This is a genomic window from Microbacterium sp. (genome assembly GCF_043427715.1).
Classification (GTDB): Bacteria; Actinomycetota; Actinomycetes; order Actinomycetales; family Microbacteriaceae; genus Microbacterium.
This window is the reverse complement of record NZ_JBHWTD010000103.1, coordinates 13,493-38,180: the sequence shown is the minus strand read 5'-3', so window position 1 is coordinate 38,180 and position 24,688 is coordinate 13,493. Positions and strand designations below refer to the sequence as shown.

The following is a 24,688-nucleotide window of genomic DNA, read 5'->3' as shown; positions in this document are numbered from 1 at the left end:
GGGGGCGGAGCCAGATGGCGGCGCGAGCGCCGCGCGTACTGAGAGAATGGACATCATGTCTGTGAGCTTCGAGACCACTCAGAGCGTCGCGATCCTGGGCGGCGGCCCCGGCGGATATGAGGCGGCGCTCGCCGCCGCGCAGCTGGGCGCCGAGGTGACGCTCGTCGAGCGCGCCGGTGTCGGTGGGTCCGCCGTCATCACCGACGTGGTGCCCTCGAAGTCGCTCATCGCCACCGCCGACGCCGCTGTCGCCATCCGCGGCGCGTCCGACCTGGGCGTGCAGCTGTTCGCCCGCGACGACAACGCGAAGCCCCTCAAGACCGAGATCGCCATCAACCTCGCGGCCGTCAACAAGCGGCTCCTCGCGCTGGCGCGGCAGCAGTCCGACGACATGCGTGCGCACCTGATCGACGCGGGCGTCCGCATCGTCTCGGGGCACGGTCGCCTCGACGGGCCGCACGCCGTCGTGGTGTCCACCGGCCCGGACGGCACCGACTTCGACCGCATCGAAGCCGACACCCTCGTCGTCTCGGTGGGTGCGTCCCCGCGCGAGCTCGACAGCGCCAAGCCCGACGGCGAGCGCATCCTCACTTGGACGCAGCTCTACAACATGAAGTCGCTTCCGGAACACCTCATCGTCGTGGGGTCGGGTGTGACCGGTGCGGAGTTCGCCGGCGCCTACATGAACCTCGGCTCGAAGGTCACGCTCATCTCCAGCCGCGACCAGGTCCTCCCCGGCGAGGACTCGGATGCCGCAGCGGTCATCGAGAAGGTGTTCACCCGCGGCGGCATGACCGTCCTGTCGAAGTCCCGTGCCGAAAAGGTGGAGCGCACCGCGACGGGCGTGGTCGCGACGCTGTCGGACGGTCGGACGGTCGAGGGCAGCCACTGCCTCATGGCGGTCGGCTCCATCCCGAACACGGCGGGCCTGGGACTGGAGGAGGCAGGCGTCCAGCTCACGGCATCCGGTCACATCCAGGTCAACCGGGTGGCGCGCACCTCCGTGCCGAACATCTACGCGGCCGGGGACTGCACGACCTTCCTGCCGCTGGCATCGGTCGCCTCGATGCAGGGCCGCATGGCCGTCTTCCACGCCCTCGGCGACACGGTCATCCCGCTCGAGAAGCACCGCGTCACGGCGAACATCTTCACGGCCCCCGAGATCGCGACGGTGGGACGCCAGGAGAAGGACATCGCCTCGGGCGCCGTGAACGGCTACGTGCACAAGCTGCCGCTCGCCGCGAACGCCCGCGCCAAGATGATGGGTGTCAAGGACGGCTTCGTGAAGGTCATCGCGCGCGAGGGATCGGGTACCGTCATCGGCGGCGTCATCGTCGCGCCCCGCGCGTCGGAGCTCATCTACCCGATCGCCATCGCCGTCGAACGGCGCCTGACGGTCGACCAGCTCTCGCGCGTGTTCGCGGTGTACCCCTCGCTCGCCGGCAGCATCACCGACGCGACCCGGGCCATGCACCAGGTCGGCCGCGACGAGGACACGTTCTCCTGACCCGCCCGGCCGCGGATGCGCTCACGTAGGCTGAGACCTTCTGGGGAGACCCGGAGGAGACATGCGCTCAAGACCTACACGGACCATCACCACCGGACTGCTCGGCGCCCTTCTGGCCGCGCTGCTCGTCGGGCCGCCCGCGCACGCCGCCGAGTCCCCGTCCGAGCCCGAAGTGAAGGCCGCGGAGGAGCTGCCGCACGATCACGGAACTGACGGGCCGACTCTTCCGCTGACACGCGAGCTTCCGGTCGCCTCCCCTTCGCCGATCGCGCCGCGACGGCTCACCGTGCCGGAGTACGGTCCGCAACCGGTGTTCCGCCTTCCCTACGCCGCCGGTGCGCGCTGGGCGGTCAGCGGCTCCCATGCCGACAGCGATGGCATCCACCGGGGTGCGATCGACTTCGCCCCCACCGGCTCGGCGAGCAGGAGCGTCCTCGCCGTCGCCTCGGGCACCGTCTACCGGGTGACCTGCGGGCGCGGGTGGTTCCTGGGGGTCGACCACGGCGGCGGCTGGATGTCGGAGTATTACCACCTCGAGAACGCGCGTGCCGGTCTCGTCGGTTCGTGGGTGGAGGCGGGAACCCGATTGGGCGATGCGGCGCAGACCCTCCCGTGCGGCGGCACGCCGGGCTCGCGTGCCCACGTCCACCTGTCGATCCTCAACGAGGCCGTCGACGTCCCCAGCGGCAAGCGCAGCTACGTCCCCGTCGACGGCGTCCAGTTCGACGGGTACACGCTGCGCGACACCAGCGGCGCGTACAACGGGGTGTGGCGGGACCTCTCCGGCGACACGGTCGTGACCTCACGCGGCATCCGCTGCTGCCTCACGGCGTCCTCAGGAGTCGGTCCGCAGCCCCTGGATTCGCCGCGACCCGATTCGGACGGGGACGGGGTCGACGACGACCTCGGCGCGAGCGCCGTCGACACAGACCTCAACAGTGACGGGGCCCCCGACATCGTCGCCTTCGGCAGCGTCGGCGTGTACACCTCGGCCGGGACGGGGAGGGCCTTCACCGCGGCGAGCCTCGCGACGAGCGCGTTCGGAAGCTCACGCGGCTGGGACGCGCAAGACCACCCGCGCGTGACCGTCGACGTGACGGGCGACGGCCGACCGGACATCGTCGGGTTCGGACCGGGCGGCGTCTACGTCGCACCGGGGGCGCCCGGGAAATTCGCCTCTGCGCGCCTGTGGGTGCGCAGTTTCGGCACGAACAAAGGCTGGCGGGTCGGCGTGCACCAGCGCAGCGTCGTGGACGTGACCGGCGACGGCCGTCCGGACATCGTCGGGTTCGGTCCGGCGGGTGTCCACGTCGCACGCAACATCGGGTCCTCCTTCGAGGCGCCGCGACTGTGGACCGGGCAGATGGGTTCGTCGGCCTCGGCGGGCGGGTGGAACCAGTCGCGGACGCCCCGGACGGTCGTCGACGTCACCGGTGACGGTCTCGCGGACCTCGTCGGATTCGGGACCGACGGCGTGTACGTCGCGCGGAACACCGGCGGGGCGTTCGACGGCCCCCGCCGCTGGGTGGGGAGCTTCGGCGCCGCTCGCGGGTGGTCCGTCGCCGGCACCCCGCGCCACGTGATCGACGCGGACGGCGACGGTCGCCCTGACATCGTCGGGTTCGGACCCCAGGGAGTGTGGGTGGCGAAGAACACGGGAGACGCATTCGCGTCCCCGACGCTGTGGTCGCGCGATTTCCGCTCCGCCCCGGCCGGCACGTGGCGTACCGACCGACACCCCCGCACGCTGGCCGACGTGGACGGCGACGGGCGTGCGGACATCGTCGGGTTCGCGAGCGCCGGCACCTACGTGGCGATCAACCAAGGCTCGTCGTTCTCCGCCCAGAAGCGCTGGACACGCGCGTTCGGCTCACGGGAGTGGACGAACGGGTGGATGCCGCGGACCGTCGTCGACATCAACCGTGACGGCCGCGCGGACATCGTCGGCTTCGGTCGCGACGGCGTCCAGACGGCGCTGAGCACCGGCTCCCGATTCGGCGCCGCGACACACGGCACGCGCTCCTACGGGTGGCACGCCTCCGCGCGGTCCTGGCGTGTGACGTCGCACGTGCGCATGCTCGCCTTCTGAGCCGGTCTCAGCGCTCGATCACAAGCTCCTGGATCATGGTCGCGTGCAGGTAGGTCTGCACGTTCGCGGTCGCTTCCACATCGACGGAGACCGCGTCCGCGGCATCCACCATCAGTTCGTGGAGCTCGCGGTCGCAGGGGACGTCGGCCTTAGCGGTCGCCACGTCGCCGTCGGTCACGGTGATCGCGGCAGACACCGTCGCCGTCACATCGTCGAGGTCGCCGTCGTAGCACCGCACGTCGATGCGGACGAGGGAGGTCGGCTGCTCGAAGGCGAGCGTCAGCGCTGCGGCCTTCCCGTCGGGGCCGACCTTCGTCGACAGCGTGCCCGCGGAGCCGGGCCCATCGGACTCGGCGGCGACCACGTCCTGCGCCCACTCCTCGGCGGCGTCCAGGTCGACGCTCGGCGATGACGCGCAGCCGCTGAGCGCGAACAGGGTGGCCGTGGCGGTGACGAGCAGGACCGGTGAGCGCCTCATGCCGACACGATAGGCGTAAGCAGTGCGGAAGGTGCTCCGGCTCAGACGATCGTGAGCAGAGCGTGACCGGCCGAGACCGTGGTGCCGGGCTCGGCGTTGACGGCCGCGACGGTGCCGTCCTTGTGGGCCTGAATGGGCTGCTCCATCTTCATCGCCTCGAGGACGACGACGAGGTCGCCCTTCACGACGTGCTGACCCTCTTCGACGGCGACCTTGACGATGGTGGCCTGCATGGGGGATGCCACGGTGTCCCCGCTCGCGCCCGCCATCGCGGTCGTCGCGTGCGACCGGCGAGACGGCGGCACCGCGGCCGGTCGTCCGGCGCTCACGGCGGGCTGCGCGATGCGGTCGGGAAGGCTGACTTCGAGCCGCTTGCCGGAGACCTCGACGACGACCGTGTGTCGCGCTTCGGGCTCGGGGATCGGGGCCGCTTCGCCGTCCCACGCGGGGATGTCGTTGACGAACTCCGTCTCGATCCACCGGGTGAAGACGCCGAACGTGCCGTCCTCAGCGGTGAAAGCCGGGTCGCGGACGACCTCGCGGTGGAACGGCAGCACAGTGGGCATGCCGGTGACCTCGAACTCGTCGAGCGCGCGGCGGGAGCGCTCGAGGGCTTCCTCGCGCGTGCGCCCGGTGATGATGAGCTTTCCGAGCAGCGAGTCGAACGCGCCCGAGACGCTGTCGCCGGCGGTCACCCCGGAGTCCAGTCGGACGCCCGGGCCGCCGAACGTCTTGAAGACGTGGATGCTGCCCGGCGCCGGGAGGAAGCCGCGACCGGGGTCTTCGCCGTTGATGCGGAACTCGATGGAGTGTCCGACCGGCTCCGGGTCGGGGTAGTCGAGCGTGCCGCCGACGGCGAGACGGAACTGCTCGCGGACCAGGTCGATGCCGGTGACCTCTTCCGAAACCGGGTGCTCGACCTGCAGGCGGGTGTTGACCTCGAGGAAGGAGATCGTGCCGTCGGCGCCGATCAGGAACTCGCAGGTGCCCGCACCGACGTACCCGACCTCCTTCAGGATCGCCTTCGAGGCGGAGTAGAGGACCTCGTTCTGCGCATCCGTGAGGAAGGGTGCAGGCGCCTCTTCGACGAGCTTCTGGTGGCGGCGCTGCAGCGAGCAGTCGCGCGTGGAGACGACCACGACGTTGCCGTGGGCGTCGGCGAGGCACTGCGTCTCGACGTGACGCGGCTTGTCGAGGTACTTCTCCACGAAGCATTCGCCGCGCCCGAAAGCGGTGATCGCCTCTCGGGTCGCGGAATCGAACAGCTCCTCGATCTCCTCGAACTCGCGGGCGACCTTCAGGCCCCGGCCGCCGCCGCCGTAGGCGGCTTTGATCGCGATCGGGAGTCCGAACTCGCGGGCGAAAGCGACGACCTCGTCCGCGCCCGCGACGGGGCCGGGGGTGCCGGGAGCGAGCGGCGCGCCGACCTTCTCGGCGACGTGCCGGGCGGTGACCTTGTCGCCGAGTGCCTCGATGGCCTCGGGGGACGGGCCGATCCAGATCAGACCCGCGCCGATGACAGCGCGGGCGAACTCGGCGTTCTCGGCCAGGAAGCCGTCTCCGGGGTGGACGGCATCCGCGCCGGAGCGCCGGGCGACCGAGAGGATCTTCTCGATGGAGAGGTACGTGTCGGCGCTGGTGTTGCCGCTCAGCGAATAGGCCTCATCGGCGAGCCGGGCGTGCAGGGCGTCGCGATCCTGGTCGGCATACACGGCGACCGAGAGGGCGCCGGAATCGCGGGCGGCGCGGATGATGCGCACGGCGATCTCGCCCCGATTGGCGATCAGGACTTTCGAGATGCGGGGGGGCACGCGCTCAGGCATGGATTCGAGCCTACCCAGCCGGGCATGCTCTCCTTTGGATCACTCGCACAAGATCATCCGGAAATCATCTGGGGAAGTCTACGAATCAGCGGGCCGGTTCCAGAGCGAGGTCCACTCCACGCCCAGCTCACGCACGAGTCTGCGCACGGTCGACAAGGACATCCCCACGACCGTCGAGGGATCGCCCTCCACCCGGTCGATGAACGGGCCGCCCAGGCTGTCGACGGTGAAGGCGCCGGCGACCAGCAGGGGCTCCTCGGTCGCGACGTACGCATCGATCTCGGCATCCGTGATGTCGGAGATGAAGGTGACCGAGGCTTCGGCGACGGCGTGCGCCTCGACGGGCACCTCTCCGGGCCGGACCCGGAACACACTGTGACCGGAGTGCAGCACCCCGGTGCGCCCGCGCATCGACTGCCACCGTGCCCGCGCGGCATCCGGGGTGTAGGGCTTGCCGAGGATCTCGCCGTCCAGTTCGAACATCGAGTCGCCCCCTACGACGATGCCGTCGAAGCCCTCCTCGGCGAGCGAGTGGGCGACGTCCGCAGCCTTGAGCCGCGCGAGCACGAGAACGTGCTCCTCCGGGGGAAGGGTGCGCGCCTCGGCTCGCTCGACGCGGGCGATCTCCGCTTCCTCGTCGACTCGCGGGGCCCGGGTGAGGGGTTCGACGCCCGCCTGTCGGAACAGCATGAGGCGGGCAGGGGAGGTCGAGGCGAGGCAGACACGCATGCGGTCCACGCTAGTGCGCGCTCACTTCGGGGCGGTCTCCTCCTTGGCCATCGCGGCCTTCGCCCGCTCCAGTGCTCGCGTCCGCTGGTCGCGTGCGTCGGCTTCGAGGCGTTCCGCCTTCGCCTCGTCGCGTGTCAGGTTGACACCGGATTCGGGATCGAAGACGTGGAGCTTGTCCGGGGAGAACCACAGCGTCGCACGGTCGCCGCCACCGTGATCGCGGGAGGTGGTTGCACGCCCGACGGTCATGCGATACACCGGGCGCCCTGCCGGGATGTGAAAGCATCGAAGGGTGCAACCGGGAGACCTCCTCGACCTCGACATCACCGCCGCAGCTCACGGGGGCGTCTTCGTCGCCCGCCACGAGAACCGCGTGGTCTTCGTCCCCGACGCGATCCCGGGTGAGCGGGTCCGGGTCACGCTGACCGACACCCGAAAAGCATCGTTCTGGCGCGGTGATGTCGTCGAGGTGCTGGACGCCTCGCCCCATCGTCGCCCGCATGTCTGGTCGGCCGCCGACGTGTCGGTCGCCCCGGCCGATCGTCCCGGTGGCGCAGACTTCGGGCACATCGCGCTGGACCACCAGCGCGAGCTCAAAGCGGAGGTCGTCCGTGACGCGCTTCGCCGCTTCGCCCGGTACGAGGTCCCCGTCACGATGGAGGCCGCTGCCGCCGGCGAAGAGCAGGATGCCGCGGACGGCACCGGATGGCGCACCCGCGTCAGCCTGCACGTCGACGGCGCCGGCCGCGTCGGTCCCTACGCCGCGCGCAGCCACCGCGTCATCCCCGTCGACGAGCACCCGCTCGCCACGGCCGCGATCGCCGACGCCGCCCGCCAGGCGCGATCGGCAGCCGCCGGTCGTCTCGACTTCGTACACCCCGCCGACGGGCGGGTGCGTGTCATCCCCCGACCGGATGCCGCGACCCGCCGCACGCCGGTAGACCCCGCCGCGCGCGAGGTCATCGACGAGCGCGTCGGCGGCCGCTCATTCCGGCTCGATGCGGGCGGGTTCTGGCAGGTCCACCGGCTCGCCGCTGCGACCCTCCACGACGCCGTCGTCAGCGCGACGTCCGGCGTGCTCGACCCGACCGCCGAGCACCTCGACCTCTATGGCGGCGTCGGCCTGCTGGCCGCGGCGCTCGGGTCGGTCGGGGGCGAGGGCACACGCGTGACATCGGTCGAAGCCGACGCCCGTGCGACCGAGCACGCCGGTGAGAACCTCGCAGAGTGGATCGGCGCGCGCGCCGAGACCAGCCGGGTGGACCGATGGCTGGCCGCGTGGGATGCCGGCGCGTCGCCCGCGCAGCGCGAGCGACTCAGCCGCGGAGTCGTCGTCCTCGACCCGCCCCGCGCCGGAGCGGGCAAAGAAGTGGTGCAGCGCCTCGTGGGTCTCGCGCCCGACCGGATCGTCTACGTCGCGTGCGACCCTGTCGCGCTGGCCCGGGACCTCGGGACGTTCGCGGAGGCGGGTTACCGCACCGACGGCATCCGTGCGTTCGATCTGTTCCCGCACTCGCATCATGTCGAGGCGATCGCTGTGCTGGCCCGCTGAGCGTGCTGGGTAATCTGACGACATGATCCGCGTGGTGTTCATCGACGACCACGAGTCGGTCCGACTCGGCCTCGAGGCCGCCTGCGTGCGGGCTGAGGACACCGTCGTGCTGTACTCGGGCACGACCGTGGCCGCCTACCTCGAGTGGCGCTCCGCCCGCGGCGAGCACCCGGTCGACGTCGTCGTCCTCGACCTCACCTTGGGGGACGGCGCCACGGTGACCGAGAACGTCACGCGACTGGTCGCCGATGGGTCGCCCGTGATCATCCACAGTGTCGCCGACCGTCCCGCAGCGGTGCGCGAGGCGCTGGGCGCCGGAGCCGCGGGAGTGGTGAGCAAGTCCTCGCGCATCGACGACGTGCTCGGGGCCATCCGCACCGTCGCGCGCGGAGACAGTCTCGACACCGTCGAGTGGGCCTCGGCAATCGACGGCGACCGCGCTTTCGCCGATGCCCAACTCGCCACCCGCGAGCGCGAAGTCCTGCGCCTGTACGCCGCAGGGCTGCCGCTCAAGGCCGTCGCCGAGCGGCTGGGCATCGCCTATTCCACCGCCAAGGAGAACATCACGCGGGTGCGTGTGAAGTACGTCGAGGTGGGGCGCCCCGCGCCGACGAAGATCGATCTGCTCCGACGCGCGATCGAGGACGGGCTCGTCACCGAGGGGGGACCGGATGGCCGTTGACTCCGCCGTCTTCGGCGTCACCAGCCCGGCCGACGTCAGCCTCTTCACCCGTGCGCGCATCGAGCGCATCATCGGGCTCGTCGGGGGCATCGCCAGCGCACTCATCGGTCTGCAGGCATTCCTGAACGCGATGGCGTCGGACCACGAGGATCCGCTGTGGCGGATCATCCTGATGACCGTCACGTTCGCGCCGCTGGGTCTCATGGTCGTCGCGGGGATCGTCGGGATGTTCGTGCGGCTCTTCGGCGCGATCTTCGCGATCGTGTTCCCGCTGGTGCTCATCGCATGGCCGTTCGCCACGGCGGGGCGCCAGGAATTCGCGGCGGGTGAGCCGTGGATCTGGTATCTCCTCAACCTCGCGACGCTCGCGAGCGCCTTCGTGTTCTCGGTGCGGGTGCAGTTCGTGTGGGCGGTCATGGTGCCGGTGCTCTACGGTGTCGCGCGGGTCATCCAGCTCGGCCCGGAGGCGTCGGTCATCCTCGCCGTGGGGCGCCAGGTCGTGTTCGCGGTCATCTTGGCCGTGGTCGTGATCATGGTGGGGCACCTCCTCCGACGGCTGGCGGCAGACTTCGACCACACGCGGGAGTCGGCTGTGGCCTCGTACGCCGCGGCCGCGGCCGCTGACGCGATGGAGCAGGAACGCGTCTCCGTCGCCGCGCTCATGCACGACAGCGTCCTCGCCGCCCTCATCGCCGCCGAGCGCGCCACGAGTCCGCGTGAGCGCGATCTCGCCGTCGCGATGGCGCGCGAAGCGCTCACTCGCCTGGCCAACGCTGACCGCGATGCCGAAGAGGGGCCCGACGATCCGGTGGCCCCTGCTTTCCTCATCGAGGGTCTGCGTGGCGTGGCCGCCGAACACGACGTGTCCCTCCGGGTCGACACCGCCGTGGCCCACGGCACACCGCCTCTTCCCGGTCGCGTCGCTCGGGCGCTCGTGCTCGCCGCCGGGCAGGCGATCGCGAACGCCGTCGAGCACGCCGGCGGAGCGGGCCTGCGCGCGGACGTGGCGGTGGACGATCGGAGAGTGGTGGTCCGCGTCATCGACGAGGGGGCCGGGTTCGACGCGGGAGCCGTGGGAGAGGACCGGCTCGGCATCCGAGGCTCCATCATCGCGCGCGTCGCCGCGGTCGGGGGACATGCCCGCGTGCGCAGCTCCGAGTCGGGGACGATCGTCGAACTGCGATGGGAGCGCACCCGATGAACGCGCGCGTACACACCGGCCTCTCCCTGCTCGCCGTGATCTTCACGGCCTACCTCGTCGCCGGCGCCCTGTTCTGGACGGCGCCGGTCGAGCGTCCGCTGCTGTTCCTCGGCGCGGTGGCGATCTTCCTCGCCGTCACATGGATCTGCATCTTCTGGAAGGCGGAGACCCCGGGGGTCGCCGCGTCGACGGTGGCGTCACCCTCCGAGGAGTCGGAACACGCGAGCGCAGGGCGACAGAGCTCGACTCTTCCCCTCGGGGTCGCCCTCCTGGCCTTGGCGGCCAGCGGGATCATCCCTTCCGTGACCTTCCTCTCCGTCGATGCCGAGGTGCGTTCCGAGCCGTTCGTGACGTGGACCCTCGGCGGGATCGGCGCGCTGATGACCATCGTGATGGTGCGGCGGCGGCCGCTCATCGCCTGGATCGGGGTCGCCGCCCTCGCGGTCGCGTCGACCGCCTGGATCGGTCCTGTCGACGCCCTCACCCTGGGTGTCGTCGGAGCCGTGGTGTGGGTCGTCGCGGCGCAGCTCCTGCGCGGGCTGGTTGATCGCGCGGCCGTCGACACGGTCGAACTGGGCGACATCCAGCGGCGGTCGTCGGAGTGGCTCGCCAGCCAGGAGGGGCGCCGGCGCGAACGCCGCGTCCGCGTCCAACGTGCCATCGACCTCGCCGGCCCCGTCCTCATGCGCACGATCGAGATGGACGGCGTCCTGAGCGACGAGGAGCGTGAACGTGCGCGCCTCGCCGAGGGAGCTCTCCGCGATGAGCTGAGGGGTCCGCGCCTGCTCGACGAAACGGTGCGCGAGCGACTGGCGGAGGCCCGGCGGCGCGGCAGCATCGTCACCGTCCTCGACGAGGGCGGGTTGGAGTCGACCGACGCGGACGCACTGGCTCGCATCCGCGCCGACCTCGCACAGGCTCTCGAGGGCGCGGCATCCGACCGCATCTACATCCGCACTTCTCCGCACGAGAGCATCGCCGTCACCGTCGTGGGACGTTCGAAGGAGGAGGACGGCGTCGACGGCGAGGAGATCGTCGACCTCTGGCGCGAGATCGCACATCCGGGGGACGCGCGGCACTGACCGCTTCGCCCTGGTCGCTCCGTGGGAGAGCCGAACCCCCGTCGCGAAGAAACGCGACGATGAGGGGGAGGGAGGCGAGGGGCGGCGAAGCCGCCCGCCCCTCGCCACGCGGGTGGTTACCCGAAAACCGACCCGCAGGTCGACCCGCGTTCTGAGGGATGCGGGTCAACCGAACGCAGAAGCGTTCCAGCGGTTCAAGTCTCTTCGATCATTCACAGGTTGTCTGTAGGTACTTTGGGGGACAAGAACGTCCATCGCGCCGTCACCCGCGGAAAGCGCCCCAGCGCGAGTCTCGGCGGAGCGGCTCGCGCAGCCCACGCGCCGAGACGGCCCACGTAGTCGTCGGCTGCTCCTCCGCGACGGCCGACGAGGCCTCGCGCACGTAAGACTCGGTGACGACGGCGACGACCGCGGCGAGTTCCTCATCCGTGGGATTGCCACGCAGCACGTCGACGCGGAGCGTCGCGGCTCCGTCGGCATCCTCCCGCGTCATAGCGGGATGTTACCGTGCTTCTTCGCGGGCAGGTTCGCCCGCTTGCCGCGAAGGGTGCGCAGCGCCTTGGCCACGGCGACGCGGGTCTGGGCCGGCTCGATGATGCCGTCCAGCTCGCCGCGCTCGGCCGCCAGGAAGGGCGAGGCCACGTTGTAGGTGTACTCGTTCGCCAGCCTCGTTCGGACGGCCGCGACGTCTTCGCCCGCTTCCTCGGCGCGCTTGATCTCGCCGCGGTACAGGATGTTCACGGCGCCCTGCCCGCCCATGACCGCGATCTCGGCCGTGGGCCAGGCGAGGTTGAAGTCGGCGCCGAGCTGCTTCGAGCCCATCACGATGTAGGCGCCGCCGTAGGCCTTCCGCAGGATGACCGTCACAAGGGGCACCGTCGCTTCGGCGTAGGCGTAGAGCAGCTTCGCGCCGCGCCTGATGACGCCGGTCCACTCCTGATCGGTGCCGGGCAGGTACCCGGGGACATCGACCAGGGTGAGGATCGGGATGGAGAAGGCGTCGCAGAACCGCACGAAGCGGCTCGCCTTCTCTCCGGCGTCGATGTTCAGAGTGCCCGCCATCTGCGACGGCTGGTTGGCGATGATGCCGACCGTTCGACCTTCGATGCGCCCGAACCCGATGACGATGTTGGGTGCGAACAGGGGCTGCACCTCGAGGAAGTCACCGCTGTCGACCAGATGGGAGATCACCTCGTGGATGTCGTACGGCTGGTTCGGCGAGTCGGGGATGATCGTATTGAGCACCCGGTCGCTGTCTGTCGTCTCGAAGTCGAAGGCGCTCTCGTAGCCGGGCGCGTCCGACATGTTGTTGTCCGGGAGGTACCCGATGAGTGTGCGCGCATAGTCGATCGCGTCGTCCTCGTCTTCGGCGAGGTAGTGGGCGACGCCCGAACGGGTGTTGTGCGTGTAGGCGCCGCCGAGCTCCTCCATGCCGACGTCCTCGCCGGTGACGGTCTTGATGACGTCGGGACCGGTGACGAACATCTGGCTCGTCTTGTCGACCATGATGACGAAGTCGGTGAGGGCGGGGGAGTACACCGCGCCGCCGGCGGCCGGGCCCATGATCAGCGAGATCTGCGGGATGACGCCCGATGCCGCGGTGTTGAGGCGGAAGATCTCGCCGTACTTGCCGAGGGCGACGACCCCCTCCTGGATGCGTGCGCCGCCGGAGTCGAGGATGCCGATGATCGGCATGCCGCCGCGGAGCGCGTGCTCCATCACCTTGACGATCTTCTCGCCCGCCACCTCGCCGAGCGAGCCGCCGAAGGTCGTGAAGTCCTGCGCGTACACCGCGACGGTTCGACCGTGGATGGTGCCCACGCCGGTGACGACGGAATCGCCGTACGGGCGGGAGCGGTCCATCCCGAACGCGGTCGTGCGGTGGCGGACGTATTCGTCGAGTTCGACGAACGAGCCGGGGTCGACGAGCAGCTCGATCCGCTGACGCGCGGTCAGCTTCCCCTTCGCGCTCTGCTTCGCACGCGCGGCTTCCTCCGGGGCGCGCACCGCCTCTTCGTAGCGGGCACGGAGGTCGGCGATCTTGCCGGCCGTCGTGAAGAGGTCGGGAGATCCCGGCTGGTTCGACTGGAGGGGCTCGTTCGACGGGTCTGGCACGCATTCCACCCTAGCGAGCCGCCTCCGCCGAGCGTTGGCGACATGCGACAACCGGATCTGCGTTCCGCTGTGGATTCCGACATCGTCACGGGTCTCGCGCAGCGGGTCACTGGCGGCGCGCGGTGTCAAGGCCGGGCGGGGCGAGCGGCCACGCACGTAGGGTGACGGCATGTCGACGCCCACCGATGCACACCCCGGTTCCGGCTACCCCCGCGCCGCGGCCGTCAGCCCTCGCCTCCACATCGTCGAACAGGTCGGTTCGACGAACGCGAAGCTCCTCCGGGACGCCTTCGACGACCCTGACGGGCACCCTCATCTCTCGGTGGTGCTGACGCGGGACCAGACATCGGGTCGAGGCCGCCTGGATCGCACGTGGGTCGCCCCTGCCGGCAGCGCGCTGGCCGTATCGGTCCTGCTGCGCGTCGAGGCCGTCCCGGTGAACGCCCGCGGCTGGATCCCCCTCGCCGCCGGCGAGGCGATGGCCGCCGCGGTCCGGCAGCAGGCGCCGGGTGCCGACGTCGCGGTCAAATGGCCCAACGACGTCCTCGTCGACGGGCTGAAGATCAGCGGCATCCTCGCCGAAGTCATGCCGTCGAACCCCCACGCGGTCGTCGTCGGGGTCGGAGTGAACACCGCGATGACCGCCGCGCAGCTGCCCGTCCCGACCGCGACCTCGTTCGCGGCGCGCGGCGAGGATGTCGACGAGGACCGACTGCTCGCCGACTTCCTCACCGGGCTGCGCGACGGGGTCGCGACGATCGCGCTGGGTGGCTCCGGCTTCGCGGCGCTGCGTGAGCGCATCGCTGACGCGTGTGCGACCCTCGGTGCCGAGGTGGTCGTGAGCCTTCCGGGCGGCACCTCGCTGACGGGGCGGGCCCTGTCCCTCGATCCCGACGGATCGCTCGTCGTGCAGAGCCCGGAGGGAGAGCGTCGCGTCGCGGCGGGGGACGTGGTGCACGTCCGATGAACAAGGGCGCGCCGTCAGCTCGCCGTCGGCCGGTCACGCCATGATGTGAGGGTGAGCCAGCCGACCGCCTTCACCGGGCGCCCGCACGCACCGGCGCCGGGCAGTGCCGCCCCCGAGATGAGGATCGCGCGGCTGCGGCCGCACGCTCGCCGGTTGATCCTTCCCGCGCTCGTCCTCATCGCCACCTCGGGAGCCGTCGGCTTCTTCTCCGGAAATCTTCCGGACGCCGTCTCGGGATGGATGACCGACCTCATGCTCTGGATCGCCGCGGCCGTCATCGTGCTCCTGCTCGTCGTGGTGCCTTATCTGCGGTGGCTCTCCCGCACTTACACCCTCACCACACGGCGCGTCATCGAGCGCAGCGGTCTGCTCAGTCGGCGTCGGGTCGATGTCTCGCACGCCCGCGGCTACACCATCTCGGAGCGGCGCACGCCGCTGCAGCGGTTGTGGGGGAGTGGCTCGCTCAGCCTCTCGAACGGCGTCGATGCTCCGCTTCGCCTCGTCGACATCCCCTCCGTGCGCCTGGTGCACGAGACCCTGGCCGACCAGGTCGAGGTCAGCCAGATCCTCGCCCATCGCGACTCGCACGCGGTGCCGGTCGTGGGCGAGCGTCCCTGAGGCGCATCGCGCGTCGTCGAGTGCGAGAAGATGGACTCGACGAAGGGAACGAGATGGCACTGCAGGTCGGGATCGTCGGCGGCGGACAGCTGGCGCGGATGATGATCGCTCCCGCCGTCGAACTGGGCATCGACGTGCGCGTCCTCGCGGAACAGGACGGCATGTCAGCCGCCCTCGCAGCGACCGACGTCGGTGACTATCGCGACGTCGAGACCGTCATGGCCTTCGCCCGCGACGTCGACGTGATCACCTTCGATCACGAGCATGTCCCGCAGGACGTCCTCCGCGCCCTGGTCGAGGCCGGCGTCGCCGTCCACCCTGGCCCCGACGCCCTCTTCTACGCTCAGGACAAGCTGCGCATGCGCGCCAAGCTCGCCGAGCTCGGGATGCCTCAGCCGGACTGGGCTCCGGTCGCCGACGCCGCGTCCCTCGACAGCTTCATCGCCGCGCACGGCGGCCGCGCCGTCGTCAAGACGCCGCGCGGCGGATACGACGGCAAGGGCGTGCGGGTCGTCGCCGCGGCATCCGATGCCGCCGACTGGCTGGACGCACTCGAGGACGGCGGGGAACTCCTCGTCGAGGAACTGGTCGACTTCACCCGCGAGCTCGCGCAGCAGGTCGCGCGGCGGCCTTCCGGGGAGCTCGTCGTCTACCCCGTCGTGGAGACGGTGCAGAAGGACGGTGTCTGTGCCGAAGCGATCGCCCCCGCCCCGCATTCCGCGGGCCGACTGGCCGATGTGGCCGGCGACATCGGTGAGGCGATCGCCGTCGGTCTCGGAGTGACCGGCATGCTCGCCGTCGAGCTGTTCGAGACCACGGACGAGCGTCTGCTGGTCAACGAGCTCGCGATGCGTCCGCACAACAGCGGGCACTGGACCCAGGACGGTGCGATCACCAGTCAGTTCGAACAGCACCTGCGCGCTGTGCTCGACCTGCCGCTGGGGGACACGGCGCTCCGGGCTCCCTGGGCGGTGATGGTGAACATCCTCGGCGGGCCCACGGACGGCACGCTTTCCGAACGCCTGCCCGCCGCTCTCGAGGCGCACCCGTCGGCGAAGGTCCACACCTATGGCAAGGACCCCCGACCCGGTCGGAAGGTCGGGCATGTCACGGTCGCGGGGGACGACCTCGCGGCGGTCTGCTACGAGGCCCGCGGAGCGGCGTCGTTCTTCACCGATTGATCGTGCCGTTGCGGCGAACTCCCGGGATCGCGGCCTAGCCTGGAGCCGTGACCCGCCCGCTTCACTCCTCTTCGTCCCCCCTGGTCGGCGTCGTGATGGGATCCGACTCCGACTGGCGCATCATGAGCGATGCGTCCCAGATCCTCTCCGACTTCACCATCCCCCACGAGGTCGAGGTCGTCTCCGCGCACCGCACCCCCGACAAGCTGCTGCGATACGGCCGAGAAGCGCGCGAGCGCGGCATCCGCGTCATCATCGCCGGCGCGGGCGGTGCCGCGCACCTGCCGGGAATGCTCGCCTCGGTGACGACGCTCCCCGTCATCGGCGTTCCGGTGCAGCTCGCCACGCTCGACGGCATGGACTCGCTCCTGAGCATCGTGCAGATGCCGGCCGGGATCCCCGTCGCCACTGTCTCGATCAACGGCGCCAAGAACGCCGGCCTGCTGGCGGCGCGCCTGCTGGGCGCGACCGATGCGGGAATCGCCACGCGTCTGCACGCCTACGCCGAGGATCTCGAGCGTCAGGTCGAGGCGAAGAACCAGCGGCTGAAGGACTCGCTGTGAGGTCGCGGACGTGAGCGTCAGCAGTCCGCCGCGGGCCACGGCCCCGGCCGCGCGACGCGTGCTCGAGGAGCGCCCGCTGCGGCATCCCGACAGCTCGTCGCCGCAGATCATGGGCCGCCGCGCGTGGTGGCTCGTCATCGCGAACTTCCTCTTCCCCGGGTCGGCTCAGATCGTCGCCGGTGATCGGCGCCTCGGCAGAGTGGGCCTCATCGCCACCGTCCTCCTGTGGGCGGCCCTCATCGTGACGATCCTCGCCGCGCTGTTCGCCCGCCCGCTTCTCACGACGGTGCTCGCCTCCTGGTGGACCCTGATGACGGTGCAGCTGTTGCTCTGGGTGTACGCGGCGCTGTGGCTCGTGCTGACCGTCGACACACTCCGGCTCATCCGCGTGGGGCGGGTGCCGCAGCGCACCGGCGTCGCGGCGGTCGCAGTCGCCCTCGTCCTGGCGCTGATCCCCAGTGCCGGGGCCGTGTACGCCGCGCAGGCCGTGGTCGCGCCGCTGCGGACGGGGCTGTCGATCTTCGCGTCCGGGCCGAGCGTCCCGCCGTCCGACGGCTACTACAACTTCCTCCTGCTCGGAGCCGACAGCGGCGAGGGCCGCGACTCGATGCGGTTCGACAGCATCTCGGTCGTCTCGGTCAATGCCGACAGCGGCGCGGTGACGATCTTCGGCATCCCGCGCGACCTCCGGCACGCCCCCTTCTCCGAGGGGCCCATGCAGGATCTGTACCCGGAGGGCTTCCAGGGCCAGATCTCCGGCAGCTGTGGGTGGGGATCGGGCATCAACCAGCTCATGAACGCGGTGGAGACCTGTCGGGAGGACCGGGGCGCGGGCTTGTACCCCGACGCAGTGGCGAGCAATTCCAGCCCCGCCGTCGAAGCGACGAAGGATGCCGCGGAGGCGATCCTCGGCATCGAGATCCCGTACCACGTGTTCATCGACATGCACGGCTTCGCCGACCTCGTCGACGCGCTCGGCGGCGTCGAGATCACCGTCGAGGAACGCCTTCCGGAAGGCCCCGGCCCTCGCTACGAGGGACAGCCGGTCGAGGAGTGGGCCACCGGCTGGATCGAGGAGGGGACCCAGCTGATGGACGGTACGACGGCCCAGTGGTACGCCCGGTCGCGCTACACCACCAGCGACTGGGACCGGATGCGCCGGCAGCGGGAGCTCCAGTCCGCCATCCTCGCCCAGGCCACCCCCTCGAACGTCGTCGCACGGTTCAGCGAGATCGTCTCGGCCGGCACCAACCTGGTCCAGACCGATGTCCCCGACTCGCTGCTGCCCTTCCTCGTCGACCTCGCCGTCAAGGCGAAGGAGCAGGAGGTGCAGAACCTCGAGCTCACGCCGGAGGGGGTCGGCATCGACCCGGAGGACCCGACGAGCTCCGACTGGCAGCTCATCCGAGACGCGGCGCGTGAGCTGATGCACCCGCCGACGCCGACCGCAACGCCGGAACCGTGACGGGCGGGGCACAGCGATGACCACTCTCCGCGTCGTCCTCGATCCGCTCCCTCCGGGCGCGGACCCCGATGTCGTCCAGGCATCCCGCGACCTCGCGGCAGCGCTCGTGGCGACCAGCCCCAGCGGCTGTGATGTGCACGCAATCGTGGGCAGCGACGGGGCCGCGGACATCGAGGGGGTCGCAGGGGTCGACCGGCTCCCGCTGCGTGCCTCCGCCGTCGCCGGACTCTGGGCGATCGGTCAGCGCGCCGGCGCGGGCGATGGGCTTATCCACTCCGCTTCCCTGTCCGCACCGCTCGTCCGGCACGACCGCGTGCACGACCACGATCAGACCGTTGTGACCGTGTGGGACCTGCGGCCGTGGGAGTTCCCCGACGAGCTTCCCGCAGCGGAGGTGCGATGGGCGAAGGCCATGCTCCGTCGCGCCCATCGACACGCGGATGCTGTCGTCGCGCCCACCCACGAGCTTGCGCGACGCCTCGGCGAGATCGCCCCCTTCGGGGATCGCATCCGCGTGATCGCAGGCGCTCCCACCCCCGGTCTTCGGGTGCCCTCCGACGAGATCGGCCGGCGTCGGGGGCTCGACCTCCCCGAGGGATACGTGCTCATGAGCGGGTCCTTCGCGCCCTCGCACGGATTGATCGACGCATTCGCCGCGCTCGTCGCCGCGGGGCGCGACACCCCGGCGGTGGTCATCGACGTGCCGGAGGGTGACGAGCCCGCCGTGACCGAGCTCGCCGCTGCAGCGGGTCTGGCGGAGGGCCGTGTGCGCGTCCGGCCCCGACTGGACGCCGCAGACCGGGCTTCCGTGTTCGGAGGCGCGGTGGCCTACCTCGCGACTGAGCAGGGGAGCGGCACGCCATGGCGGGCGATCGATGCACTGCGGCTCGGGGTGCCGACCGTCGCCACGGACACCGCGGTCCACCGTGAGGTCCTCCTCGATGCGGCCGCGCTGGCTCCGGCGGGCGACGCGGAGGCGATGGGGGCGGCAGTGGCATCCGCCCTCGGATCGACCGATGCGGTCGAGCGACTGTCCGTGCTGGCCGCCGACCGGGGTCGCGCCTTCGGGTGGGCGGGTGCCGCTGAGCGGGTGTGGCAGCTGCACGCCGATCTCTGAGAGCGCCGGATCGGCGTGTCGTCCGGCTCCAGGATGGCTCGACTGGTATCTCTGATCGACTTCAGTAACACTGTTCTCATGCGTCACACCCCGACCGCCCGCCGATCCCAGATCGCCCGGCCCTCGGCGATGGCGCTGGTCGTCGCCCTCGCCGTCGCCCTGCTGTCCGCTCTCGCGCCCGCGCCGGTTCGCGCCGCGGAGCTGCCGGCATCCATCCTCGACGGTGGCTACATCATCAGCGACGAAGAGTTCTTCGACGGTGACTCGATGACGGTTGCGCAGGTGCAGACCTTCCTCGAGAAGCGCGTGCCGACCTGCAAGGCCACGACTGGTCCCACATGCCTCCGTGACTATCGAGCCGACCTGCCCTCGCGCGGGGCTGACAAGTACTGCGCAGCGATTGCCGCTAAGCGGAACGCGACCGCGGCGCACATCATCGTCGTCGTTTCGAGAGCGTGTGGCATCAATCCGAAGGTGGTCTTGGTGATGCTGCAAAAGGAGCAGGGTGTCGTGACGGCAACGCGTCCGTCGGAATGGTCCTATCAAGCGGCTATGGGTTATGACTGCCCAGACTTCGCACGATGCAATCCCGCATACGCGGGCCTCGCGAAGCAGATCACGATGGGTGTCCGGCAGCAACAGGTGTATGCGAAGAACCCGAACAGCTACAACTACAAGGCGGGCCAGGTGAACACGATTCAGTGGCACCCGAGCGCGTCGTGCGGAACGTCGAAGGTTTACATCGAGAATCAGGCCACCGCGAACCTCTACATCTATACGCCTTACCGTCCCAACGTCGCAGCCCTGGCGGCGGGTTACGCGACGGGTGACACGTGCTCGACGTACGGCAACCGCAACTTCTACAACTACTACGTCCAGTGGTTCGCGCCGGACGCGAATGACTCGGCGGGCGCACCCGCTCTCATCGACGCCTGCACCGTCCCCGCCGCGGCCGATGTCATGTCGGCGACCGGGTCGCTCACCACGACGGCAGCCACCGTCGGTCGCAGGGCACCCACGAACGGGTGTGATTCGGGTCCGCTGTCGATAGCGAAGGGGACGAAGGTCAGCATCACCGGCTCGTATGGTGCGTGGCGACGTGTCTCCATCTCCGGCAAGACCCGTTGGGTCCCGGTGTCTGCGCTCCCGGCCAGTGGAAGTTCGGCAGGGCAAGGCGCGTGCGCCGTCCCCGCGGAGTCGGCCATCACCAAGGCCGAGGGTCAGGCCGTCGTTCTCTCGGCCGCCCTGAACGGGCGCAAGGCTCCGATGACATCGTGTGCCACCGGGCGCATCACCCTCACCCAGGGGGCGTCGTACGCTCGAACGGGCGTCTACGGTTCGTGGTGGCGACTCACGGCCAACGGGTCCACGTATTGGGCGCACAGTGACTACCTGAAGCTCGCGGACGCGAAACCGCCGGCCAAGCCCACCACCCCCACTCCCACTCCCACGACGACGCCGACCAAGCCGCCGGTACCCGCCCCCGCTCCCACGGCGACGCCGAAGCCGACGCCCGCTCCGACCCCAGCGAAGCCGGTCGAGACGATCACGATGTTCGCGGCCTCGCCGACCCACCTGCGACCCAGCGCTGGATCGCCGACCCTGGGTTTCACCCTCCGGAAGGGGCAGAAGGTCAGTGTCTCTACAGTCGACGGAAAGTGGAGCAAGGTGAGTTTCGGTGACCGCAGCGGATGGGTCGTCACGTCGAAGCTAGCCCGCGAGAAGCCGGCGACAGAGACGGCGCGAACGCGCCAGGCCGTCTACAAGACGCCCGTGCGTCAGACCGCGTCCCGAAATGGGCAGGTGCTGAAGACGGTGACGGTCGGCGACGAGATCGAGGTCCTCGAGACGTTCGGCGCGTGGCGGGCGGTTACCGTGGGCTCCGTATCCGGCTGGATGCAGGGTTCTCACCTCGCCGCGCTGGCGACGCCGCGGGCGATGCAGACCACCGTCGCTGCGAAGGTCCGCGCTACCGCGTCGGCGTCGGGCAAGGTCTGGGGCACGCTGCGCAAGGCGCACCCCGTGACCGTGCGAGCCGGACAGGGATCCTGGCGACTCATCAACTACGGGTCCAGGACCGCCTGGGTCCACAAGGACCTCTTGAAGAATCGCCCGGCAGCGACACTCCGCACCACCACGACCGGCCTGAACCTGCGATCGTCCGCCTCCACATCCGCCCGGATCGTCACCGTGCTGGCCAAGGGAACCCAGGTCCGGGTCGTCGCGGGTTCGGGCGTGTGGCGGAAGGTGACTGTCGGCAGTCGCACCGGCTGGGTTCACGGTAAATACCTGAAGTGAGCCTGCCCGCCGTGGTGCGGCAGGCGCCCAGGCCGGTTCGGTTAGGATGATCGACGTTCCGCCGGCTCACCCGGAAGGATCCCCGCACTCCCGAGGAAGCCCGTGACACAGATCGATTACAGCGCCTTCGACGTCCCCGGGCGCGGGCGAGGTCTCCTCGACGTCGTCAAGTATCGGTACCTCCTGAGGCTGTTGATCGGCAAGAGCACGTCGCTCCGGTACCGCAACTCGGTGCTCGGCTGGTTCTGGTCGTACGTGCGACCGACCATCCAGTTCCTCGTCTACTTCCTCGTCGTGGGCGAGATCCTCGGGATGCACCGCAACCTCCCGGCGTTCCCGCTGTACCTGTTCAGCGGCCTGGTCCTCGTGAACCTCTTCAACGAGACGCTCTCGGCAGCGACCAAGTCGATCGTCGGCAACCGGGCGCTGGTGCGGAAGATCTACCTTCCCCGCGAGCTGTTCCCGCTCGCTGCCATCATCGGTGCGCTCACCCACTTCCTGCCGCAGCTGGCAGTGCTGGTCGTCGTCAGCCTGCTGTTCGGGTGGTTGCCGTCGTTCGCCTCCGTCGGGCTCATCCTCGCCGGCCTCGCGATCGTGCTGGGCTTCGTGGTCGGACTCGGACTCTTCTTCTCCGCCGTCAACGTTCGGTTCCGCGACGCCGGCAACATCGTCGACATCATCCGCACCATCGCGACATGGTCGGTGCCGATCCTCTACACCTGGTCCATGGTCTACGAACGCGCTCAGACCATCCCCTGGCTGTTCCACCTGTACATGTCGAACCCCCTCGCCGTCGCCGTCGAGTTCTTCCACCACGCGTTCTGGGGAACCCTTCCGGTCGTGACGGGTGAGGTTCCGGCGCCCGACAACCTCGGGTGGCCGCCGATGTTCGAGGTATACGTCATCTCCTCCGTCGCGATCATCCTCGTGTCACTCGTGATCGGTCAGTTCGTCTTCCGCCGTGCCGAGCGCACCTTCGCCCAGGATCTGTGATGGACACCGCCACCGCCCCGCAGCCGCGCATCGTCGTCGAGCACGTCTCCAAGTGGTTCAACAAGAGGAGCTCGAGGTCGCTGAAGGACGCCTTCATCAATCTCGTCCGGGGTCGCGCCGTGCGTTCCCGTCAGTTCCAGGCGCTCGATGACGTGTCCTTCCAGATCGGCGAAGGCGAATCCGTCGCCGTTATGGGTCTCAACGGGTCCGGCAAGTCGACAACCCTCAAGCTCGTCTCCGGAGTGATGGAGCCCGACGAAGGACGGGTCTTCACGCGAGGCCGGGTCGCGGGTCTCATCGAGGTCGGCGCCGGCTTCCACCCCGATCTGACCGGGCGTGAGAACGTCTTCCTCAACGCCGCGATCCTCGGCATGAGCGAGCAGGAGACGAAAGACCGCTACGACGAGATCGTCGCCTTCAGCGAAATCGGTGACTTCATCGACCAGGAGGTGAAGCACTATTCGTCCGGCATGTTCATGCGACTGGCGTTCAGCGTCGCGATCCACGTCGAACTCGACGTCCTCCTCGTCGACGAGGTGCTCGCCGTCGGTGATGCGCCGTTCCGCGCGAAGTGCAACGCCAAGCTCAAGGAACTCGCCGAGCGCGGAGTGACGATGATGATCGTCAGCCACAGCAAGAACGTCGTGAAGAAGCTGTGCACGCGAGGAGTCGTGATCCAGAAGGGTCGCGTCATCTTCGACGGCCCGATCGACGAAGCCTTGACGTACGTCGAGGCACGATGACCCCGGACACCTCCGGAGAGAGCAGTGAACCCGCTATGACCGACGCCTCCGCGCCGCGCCGCCCCCGGATCCTCTGTGTCGGAGCTTACGAGCGCGACAACTTCGGCGATCTGCTGTTCCAGATCATCACCGCCGAGTACCTCTCGCAGGCCGGTGCTGACGCCGTGTACGCGGCGCCCTTCGAAGCCGACATGACCGACCTCCTAGGCCTGAAGGTCCCCGCATACGGTCCGCTGCTGGAGAACGAGCATTTCGACGCCGTATGGACCGTCGGCGGTGAGGTCGGCGGCACCGGGCTGGACTACGCCTACCGCACGGCGCACGGGGAGAAGGCGTTCGCCGAGTACAGCGCGATGACCCCGGAGGAGAAGCGAGCGATCCTCGCGACCGAGAACGGCACCGTGCCGATGGAGTCGCCCTACCTTCCCCGCGCGAGCGCCTACGCCCGCAACCGTCAGGCGGCGACCGTCATGAACTCCGTCGGACTCGCCGGCATCCAGGGCCTCGGCGCCGTCCGGAAGGCCGGCATGATCGGCATCCTCCACGAGGCCACCAGCATCACGGTCCGCGACAAGTACGCCAGTGCGTTCCTCGAGCGCGAGGGCGTCGCGCACAACCTCGAGCCCGACCTCGTGCACTCGATCGCCGTGACGCGCCCCGAGCTGGGCGCCGACCGCGGCGACTACATCCTGATCCAGGCCTCCACCGCCCACCTGCGCAAGTACGGCATCCAGGGGTTCGCAAAGGCCATCATCGACAGCCCGGTCCTCAAAGCGCACCCCGTCCGGCTCTTCACCGCCGGCACCGCGACCGGGCACGACTCGTTCGAGAAGTATGAGGAGATCCTCGCGATCGTCAAAGCGGCCGACCCGAGCCGCCGCATCGAGATCAGCCGGACGATCGACCCGTGGGCCCGCGTGGAGGAGATCGCCAAAGCGAAGCTGTGGATCGGCAGCTCGCTGCACGGTCGCATCATCTCTGCTGCCTACGGTGTGCCCCGGGTGAGCTTCGCCAAGCGCAAGGTCGACGACTACGTCCGCACGTGGGACGACGAGATGCCGTGGGGCGTCAACCACCACCAGATGGATGCCGCGGCGGCGAAGGCGCTCGCGATGCCGGCCGACGACCGCGGCAAGGTGCTGGGGGAGCGTGCCCACGCGAACATCCTCGGTGTCATCGAGCACGTCACGTCGTGGGCCCAGTACGGCGCCCCGGCCGACCGTCTCGAGCGGCTCCTCGACATCCGCAACGAGCAGTGGTCGCGGATGTACCTCGAGATCATGCGATCCGACGCCGCCCGCAAGGCGAAGGAGGAGATCCCGCTGGAGGCGATCCCGCCGACCGGCCCCGTCTTCGTCCGCCGCGCGCGGCGATTCGCCGCGCGCGCATTCCGCAAGCTCGGGCGCATGGCCGAAGGTCGCTGACCGGCGGCATCGGCGCACGGAAACGGGCCGCTCACCTCAGGTGAGCGGCCCGTTTCTGGGT

22 protein-coding genes are annotated in these 24,688 nt (G+C 69.8%); 16 read left to right on the top strand and 6 right to left on the bottom strand.

Going from position 1 to position 24,688, the window contains the following annotated elements:
* Window positions 1–55: 55 nt before the first annotated feature.
* Window positions 56–1,507 (top strand): NAD(P)H-quinone dehydrogenase, encoded by a 1,452-nt coding sequence (locus ACHFGS_RS10490; protein ID WP_394289449.1) that lies wholly within the window; start codon window positions 56–58, stop codon window positions 1,505–1,507.
* Between the two features lie 61 nt (window positions 1,508–1,568).
* Window positions 1,569–3,596 carry an FG-GAP-like repeat-containing protein gene (locus ACHFGS_RS10485; protein WP_394278736.1) on the top strand — a complete coding sequence of 676 codons (2,028 nt, stop codon included), beginning with the start codon at window positions 1,569–1,571 and terminating at the stop codon, window positions 3,594–3,596.
* A 7-nt stretch (window positions 3,597–3,603) separates the two neighbouring features.
* Here the strand turns inward: ACHFGS_RS10485 and ACHFGS_RS10480 are convergent, their stop codons facing one another.
* The 4 genes from ACHFGS_RS10480 to ACHFGS_RS10465 form a co-directional block, all read right to left on the bottom strand.
* Complete coding sequence (locus tag ACHFGS_RS10480) at window positions 3,604–4,074, bottom strand: hypothetical protein (protein ID WP_394278737.1); 471 nt, start codon at window positions 4,072–4,074, stop codon at window positions 3,604–3,606.
* 41 nt (window positions 4,075–4,115) lie between these two features.
* Window positions 4,116–5,897 carry an acetyl/propionyl/methylcrotonyl-CoA carboxylase subunit alpha gene (locus ACHFGS_RS10475; RefSeq protein WP_394289448.1) on the bottom strand — a complete coding sequence of 594 codons (1,782 nt, stop codon included), beginning with the start codon at window positions 5,895–5,897 and terminating at the stop codon, window positions 4,116–4,118.
* A gap of 78 nt (window positions 5,898–5,975) precedes the next feature.
* Window positions 5,976–6,626 (bottom strand): Maf family protein, encoded by a 651-nt coding sequence (locus ACHFGS_RS10470; protein WP_394278739.1) that lies wholly within the window; start codon window positions 6,624–6,626, stop codon window positions 5,976–5,978.
* A 21-nt stretch (window positions 6,627–6,647) separates the two neighbouring features.
* On the bottom strand, window positions 6,648–6,875 hold the full coding sequence (locus ACHFGS_RS10465) for a hypothetical protein (RefSeq protein ID WP_394278740.1): 228 nt from the start codon (window positions 6,873–6,875) through the stop codon (window positions 6,648–6,650).
* Between the two features lie 43 nt (window positions 6,876–6,918).
* Between ACHFGS_RS10465 and ACHFGS_RS10460 the strand changes: the two genes are divergently transcribed.
* The 4 genes from ACHFGS_RS10460 to ACHFGS_RS10445 are packed head-to-tail and all read left to right on the top strand — an operon-like array spanning window position 6,919 to window position 11,143.
* Complete coding sequence (locus ACHFGS_RS10460) at window positions 6,919–8,178, top strand: class I SAM-dependent RNA methyltransferase (RefSeq protein ID WP_394289447.1); 1,260 nt, start codon at window positions 6,919–6,921, stop codon at window positions 8,176–8,178.
* Between the two features lie 22 nt (window positions 8,179–8,200).
* The gene (locus tag ACHFGS_RS10455; RefSeq protein ID WP_394279693.1) at window positions 8,201–8,860 is read left to right on the top strand and encodes a response regulator; all 660 of its coding nucleotides are present in this window, start codon (window positions 8,201–8,203) and stop codon (window positions 8,858–8,860) included.
* Window positions 8,850–10,061 (top strand): ATP-binding protein, encoded by a 1,212-nt coding sequence (locus tag ACHFGS_RS10450; RefSeq protein ID WP_394279694.1) that lies wholly within the window; start codon window positions 8,850–8,852, stop codon window positions 10,059–10,061. The genes ACHFGS_RS10455 and ACHFGS_RS10450 overlap by 11 nt, the downstream gene beginning before the upstream one ends.
* Window positions 10,058–11,143, top strand: a complete 1,086-nt coding sequence (locus ACHFGS_RS10445; RefSeq protein ID WP_394279695.1) for a hypothetical protein — start codon at window positions 10,058–10,060, stop codon at window positions 11,141–11,143. Before ACHFGS_RS10450 ends, ACHFGS_RS10445 begins: the two co-directional genes overlap by 4 nt.
* 262 nt (window positions 11,144–11,405) lie before the next feature.
* Here ACHFGS_RS10445 and ACHFGS_RS10440 read toward each other — a convergent pair whose 3' ends face one another.
* On the bottom strand, window positions 11,406–11,636 hold the full coding sequence (locus ACHFGS_RS10440; protein ID WP_394279696.1) for an acyl-CoA carboxylase subunit epsilon: 231 nt from the start codon (window positions 11,634–11,636) through the stop codon (window positions 11,406–11,408).
* A complete protein-coding gene (locus ACHFGS_RS10435; protein WP_394279697.1) occupies window positions 11,633–13,258 on the bottom strand; it encodes an acyl-CoA carboxylase subunit beta in 1,626 nt (541 codons plus the stop codon). Before ACHFGS_RS10435 ends, ACHFGS_RS10440 begins: the two co-directional genes overlap by 4 nt.
* A 169-nt stretch (window positions 13,259–13,427) precedes the next feature.
* Here ACHFGS_RS10435 and ACHFGS_RS10430 point away from each other — a divergent pair, with 169 nt between their 5' ends.
* The 10 genes from ACHFGS_RS10430 to ACHFGS_RS10385 all read left to right on the top strand — a co-directional run bounded on the left by ACHFGS_RS10430 (window position 13,428) and on the right by ACHFGS_RS10385 (window position 24,627).
* Window positions 13,428–14,225, top strand: coding sequence for a biotin--[acetyl-CoA-carboxylase] ligase (locus ACHFGS_RS10430; RefSeq protein ID WP_394279698.1), 798 nt, complete (start codon window positions 13,428–13,430; stop codon window positions 14,223–14,225).
* A 51-nt stretch (window positions 14,226–14,276) separates the two neighbouring features.
* A complete protein-coding gene (locus ACHFGS_RS10425) occupies window positions 14,277–14,843 on the top strand; it encodes a PH domain-containing protein (RefSeq protein WP_394279699.1) in 567 nt (188 codons plus the stop codon).
* A gap of 53 nt (window positions 14,844–14,896) precedes the next feature.
* Window positions 14,897–16,024 (top strand): 5-(carboxyamino)imidazole ribonucleotide synthase, encoded by a 1,128-nt coding sequence (locus tag ACHFGS_RS10420; RefSeq protein ID WP_394279700.1) that lies wholly within the window; start codon window positions 14,897–14,899, stop codon window positions 16,022–16,024.
* A gap of 95 nt (window positions 16,025–16,119) precedes the next feature.
* Window positions 16,120–16,587, top strand: coding sequence for a 5-(carboxyamino)imidazole ribonucleotide mutase (purE, locus tag ACHFGS_RS10415; protein WP_394279703.1), 468 nt, complete (start codon window positions 16,120–16,122; stop codon window positions 16,585–16,587).
* A 10-nt stretch (window positions 16,588–16,597) separates the two neighbouring features.
* On the top strand, window positions 16,598–18,052 hold the full coding sequence (locus ACHFGS_RS10410) for an LCP family protein (RefSeq protein ID WP_394279701.1): 1,455 nt from the start codon (window positions 16,598–16,600) through the stop codon (window positions 18,050–18,052).
* Window positions 18,053–18,068: 16 nt separating this feature from the next.
* On the top strand, window positions 18,069–19,169 hold the full coding sequence (locus ACHFGS_RS10405; RefSeq protein ID WP_394279702.1) for a glycosyltransferase: 1,101 nt from the start codon (window positions 18,069–18,071) through the stop codon (window positions 19,167–19,169).
* 78 nt (window positions 19,170–19,247) lie between these two features.
* Window positions 19,248–21,467, top strand: a complete 2,220-nt coding sequence (locus tag ACHFGS_RS10400; protein ID WP_394289446.1) for an SH3 domain-containing protein — start codon at window positions 19,248–19,250, stop codon at window positions 21,465–21,467.
* Between the two features lie 102 nt (window positions 21,468–21,569).
* A complete protein-coding gene (locus ACHFGS_RS10395; RefSeq protein ID WP_394278413.1) occupies window positions 21,570–22,460 on the top strand; it encodes an ABC transporter permease in 891 nt (296 codons plus the stop codon).
* Window positions 22,460–23,203 carry an ABC transporter ATP-binding protein gene (locus ACHFGS_RS10390; protein WP_394278414.1) on the top strand — a complete coding sequence of 248 codons (744 nt, stop codon included), beginning with the start codon at window positions 22,460–22,462 and terminating at the stop codon, window positions 23,201–23,203. The genes ACHFGS_RS10395 and ACHFGS_RS10390 overlap by 1 nt, the downstream gene beginning before the upstream one ends.
* Window positions 23,204–23,238: 35 nt before the next feature.
* Window positions 23,239–24,627, top strand: a complete 1,389-nt coding sequence (locus tag ACHFGS_RS10385) for a polysaccharide pyruvyl transferase family protein (protein ID WP_394278415.1) — start codon at window positions 23,239–23,241, stop codon at window positions 24,625–24,627.
* Window positions 24,628–24,688 lie beyond the last annotated feature (61 nt).

Coding starts and splice junctions, on each gene's coding strand:
- ACHFGS_RS10490 (WP_394289449.1), top strand. CDS start 56: ATGTCTGTGAGCTTCGAGACCACTCAGAGCGTCGCGATCCTGGGCGGC.
- ACHFGS_RS10485 (WP_394278736.1), top strand. CDS start 1,569: ATGCGCTCAAGACCTACACGGACCATCACCACCGGACTGCTCGGCGCC.
- ACHFGS_RS10480 (WP_394278737.1), bottom strand. CDS start 4,074: ATGAGGCGCTCACCGGTCCTGCTCGTCACCGCCACGGCCACCCTGTTC.
- ACHFGS_RS10475 (WP_394289448.1), bottom strand. CDS start 5,897: ATGCCTGAGCGCGTGCCCCCCCGCATCTCGAAAGTCCTGATCGCCAAT.
- ACHFGS_RS10470 (WP_394278739.1), bottom strand. CDS start 6,626: ATGCGTGTCTGCCTCGCCTCGACCTCCCCTGCCCGCCTCATGCTGTTC.
- ACHFGS_RS10465 (WP_394278740.1), bottom strand. CDS start 6,875: ATGACCGTCGGGCGTGCAACCACCTCCCGCGATCACGGTGGCGGCGAC.
- ACHFGS_RS10455 (WP_394279693.1), top strand. CDS start 8,201: ATGATCCGCGTGGTGTTCATCGACGACCACGAGTCGGTCCGACTCGGC.
- ACHFGS_RS10450 (WP_394279694.1), top strand. CDS start 8,850: ATGGCCGTTGACTCCGCCGTCTTCGGCGTCACCAGCCCGGCCGACGTC.
- ACHFGS_RS10445 (WP_394279695.1), top strand. CDS start 10,058: ATGAACGCGCGCGTACACACCGGCCTCTCCCTGCTCGCCGTGATCTTC.
- ACHFGS_RS10440 (WP_394279696.1), bottom strand. CDS start 11,636: ATGACGCGGGAGGATGCCGACGGAGCCGCGACGCTCCGCGTCGACGTG.
- ACHFGS_RS10430 (WP_394279698.1), top strand. CDS start 13,428: ATGTCGACGCCCACCGATGCACACCCCGGTTCCGGCTACCCCCGCGCC.
- ACHFGS_RS10420 (WP_394279700.1), top strand. CDS start 14,897: ATGGCACTGCAGGTCGGGATCGTCGGCGGCGGACAGCTGGCGCGGATG.
- purE (WP_394279703.1), top strand. CDS start 16,120: ATGGGATCCGACTCCGACTGGCGCATCATGAGCGATGCGTCCCAGATC.
- ACHFGS_RS10405 (WP_394279702.1), top strand. CDS start 18,069: ATGACCACTCTCCGCGTCGTCCTCGATCCGCTCCCTCCGGGCGCGGAC.
- ACHFGS_RS10400 (WP_394289446.1), top strand. CDS start 19,248: ATGCGTCACACCCCGACCGCCCGCCGATCCCAGATCGCCCGGCCCTCG.
- ACHFGS_RS10390 (WP_394278414.1), top strand. CDS start 22,460: ATGGACACCGCCACCGCCCCGCAGCCGCGCATCGTCGTCGAGCACGTC.
- ACHFGS_RS10385 (WP_394278415.1), top strand. CDS start 23,239: ATGACCGACGCCTCCGCGCCGCGCCGCCCCCGGATCCTCTGTGTCGGA.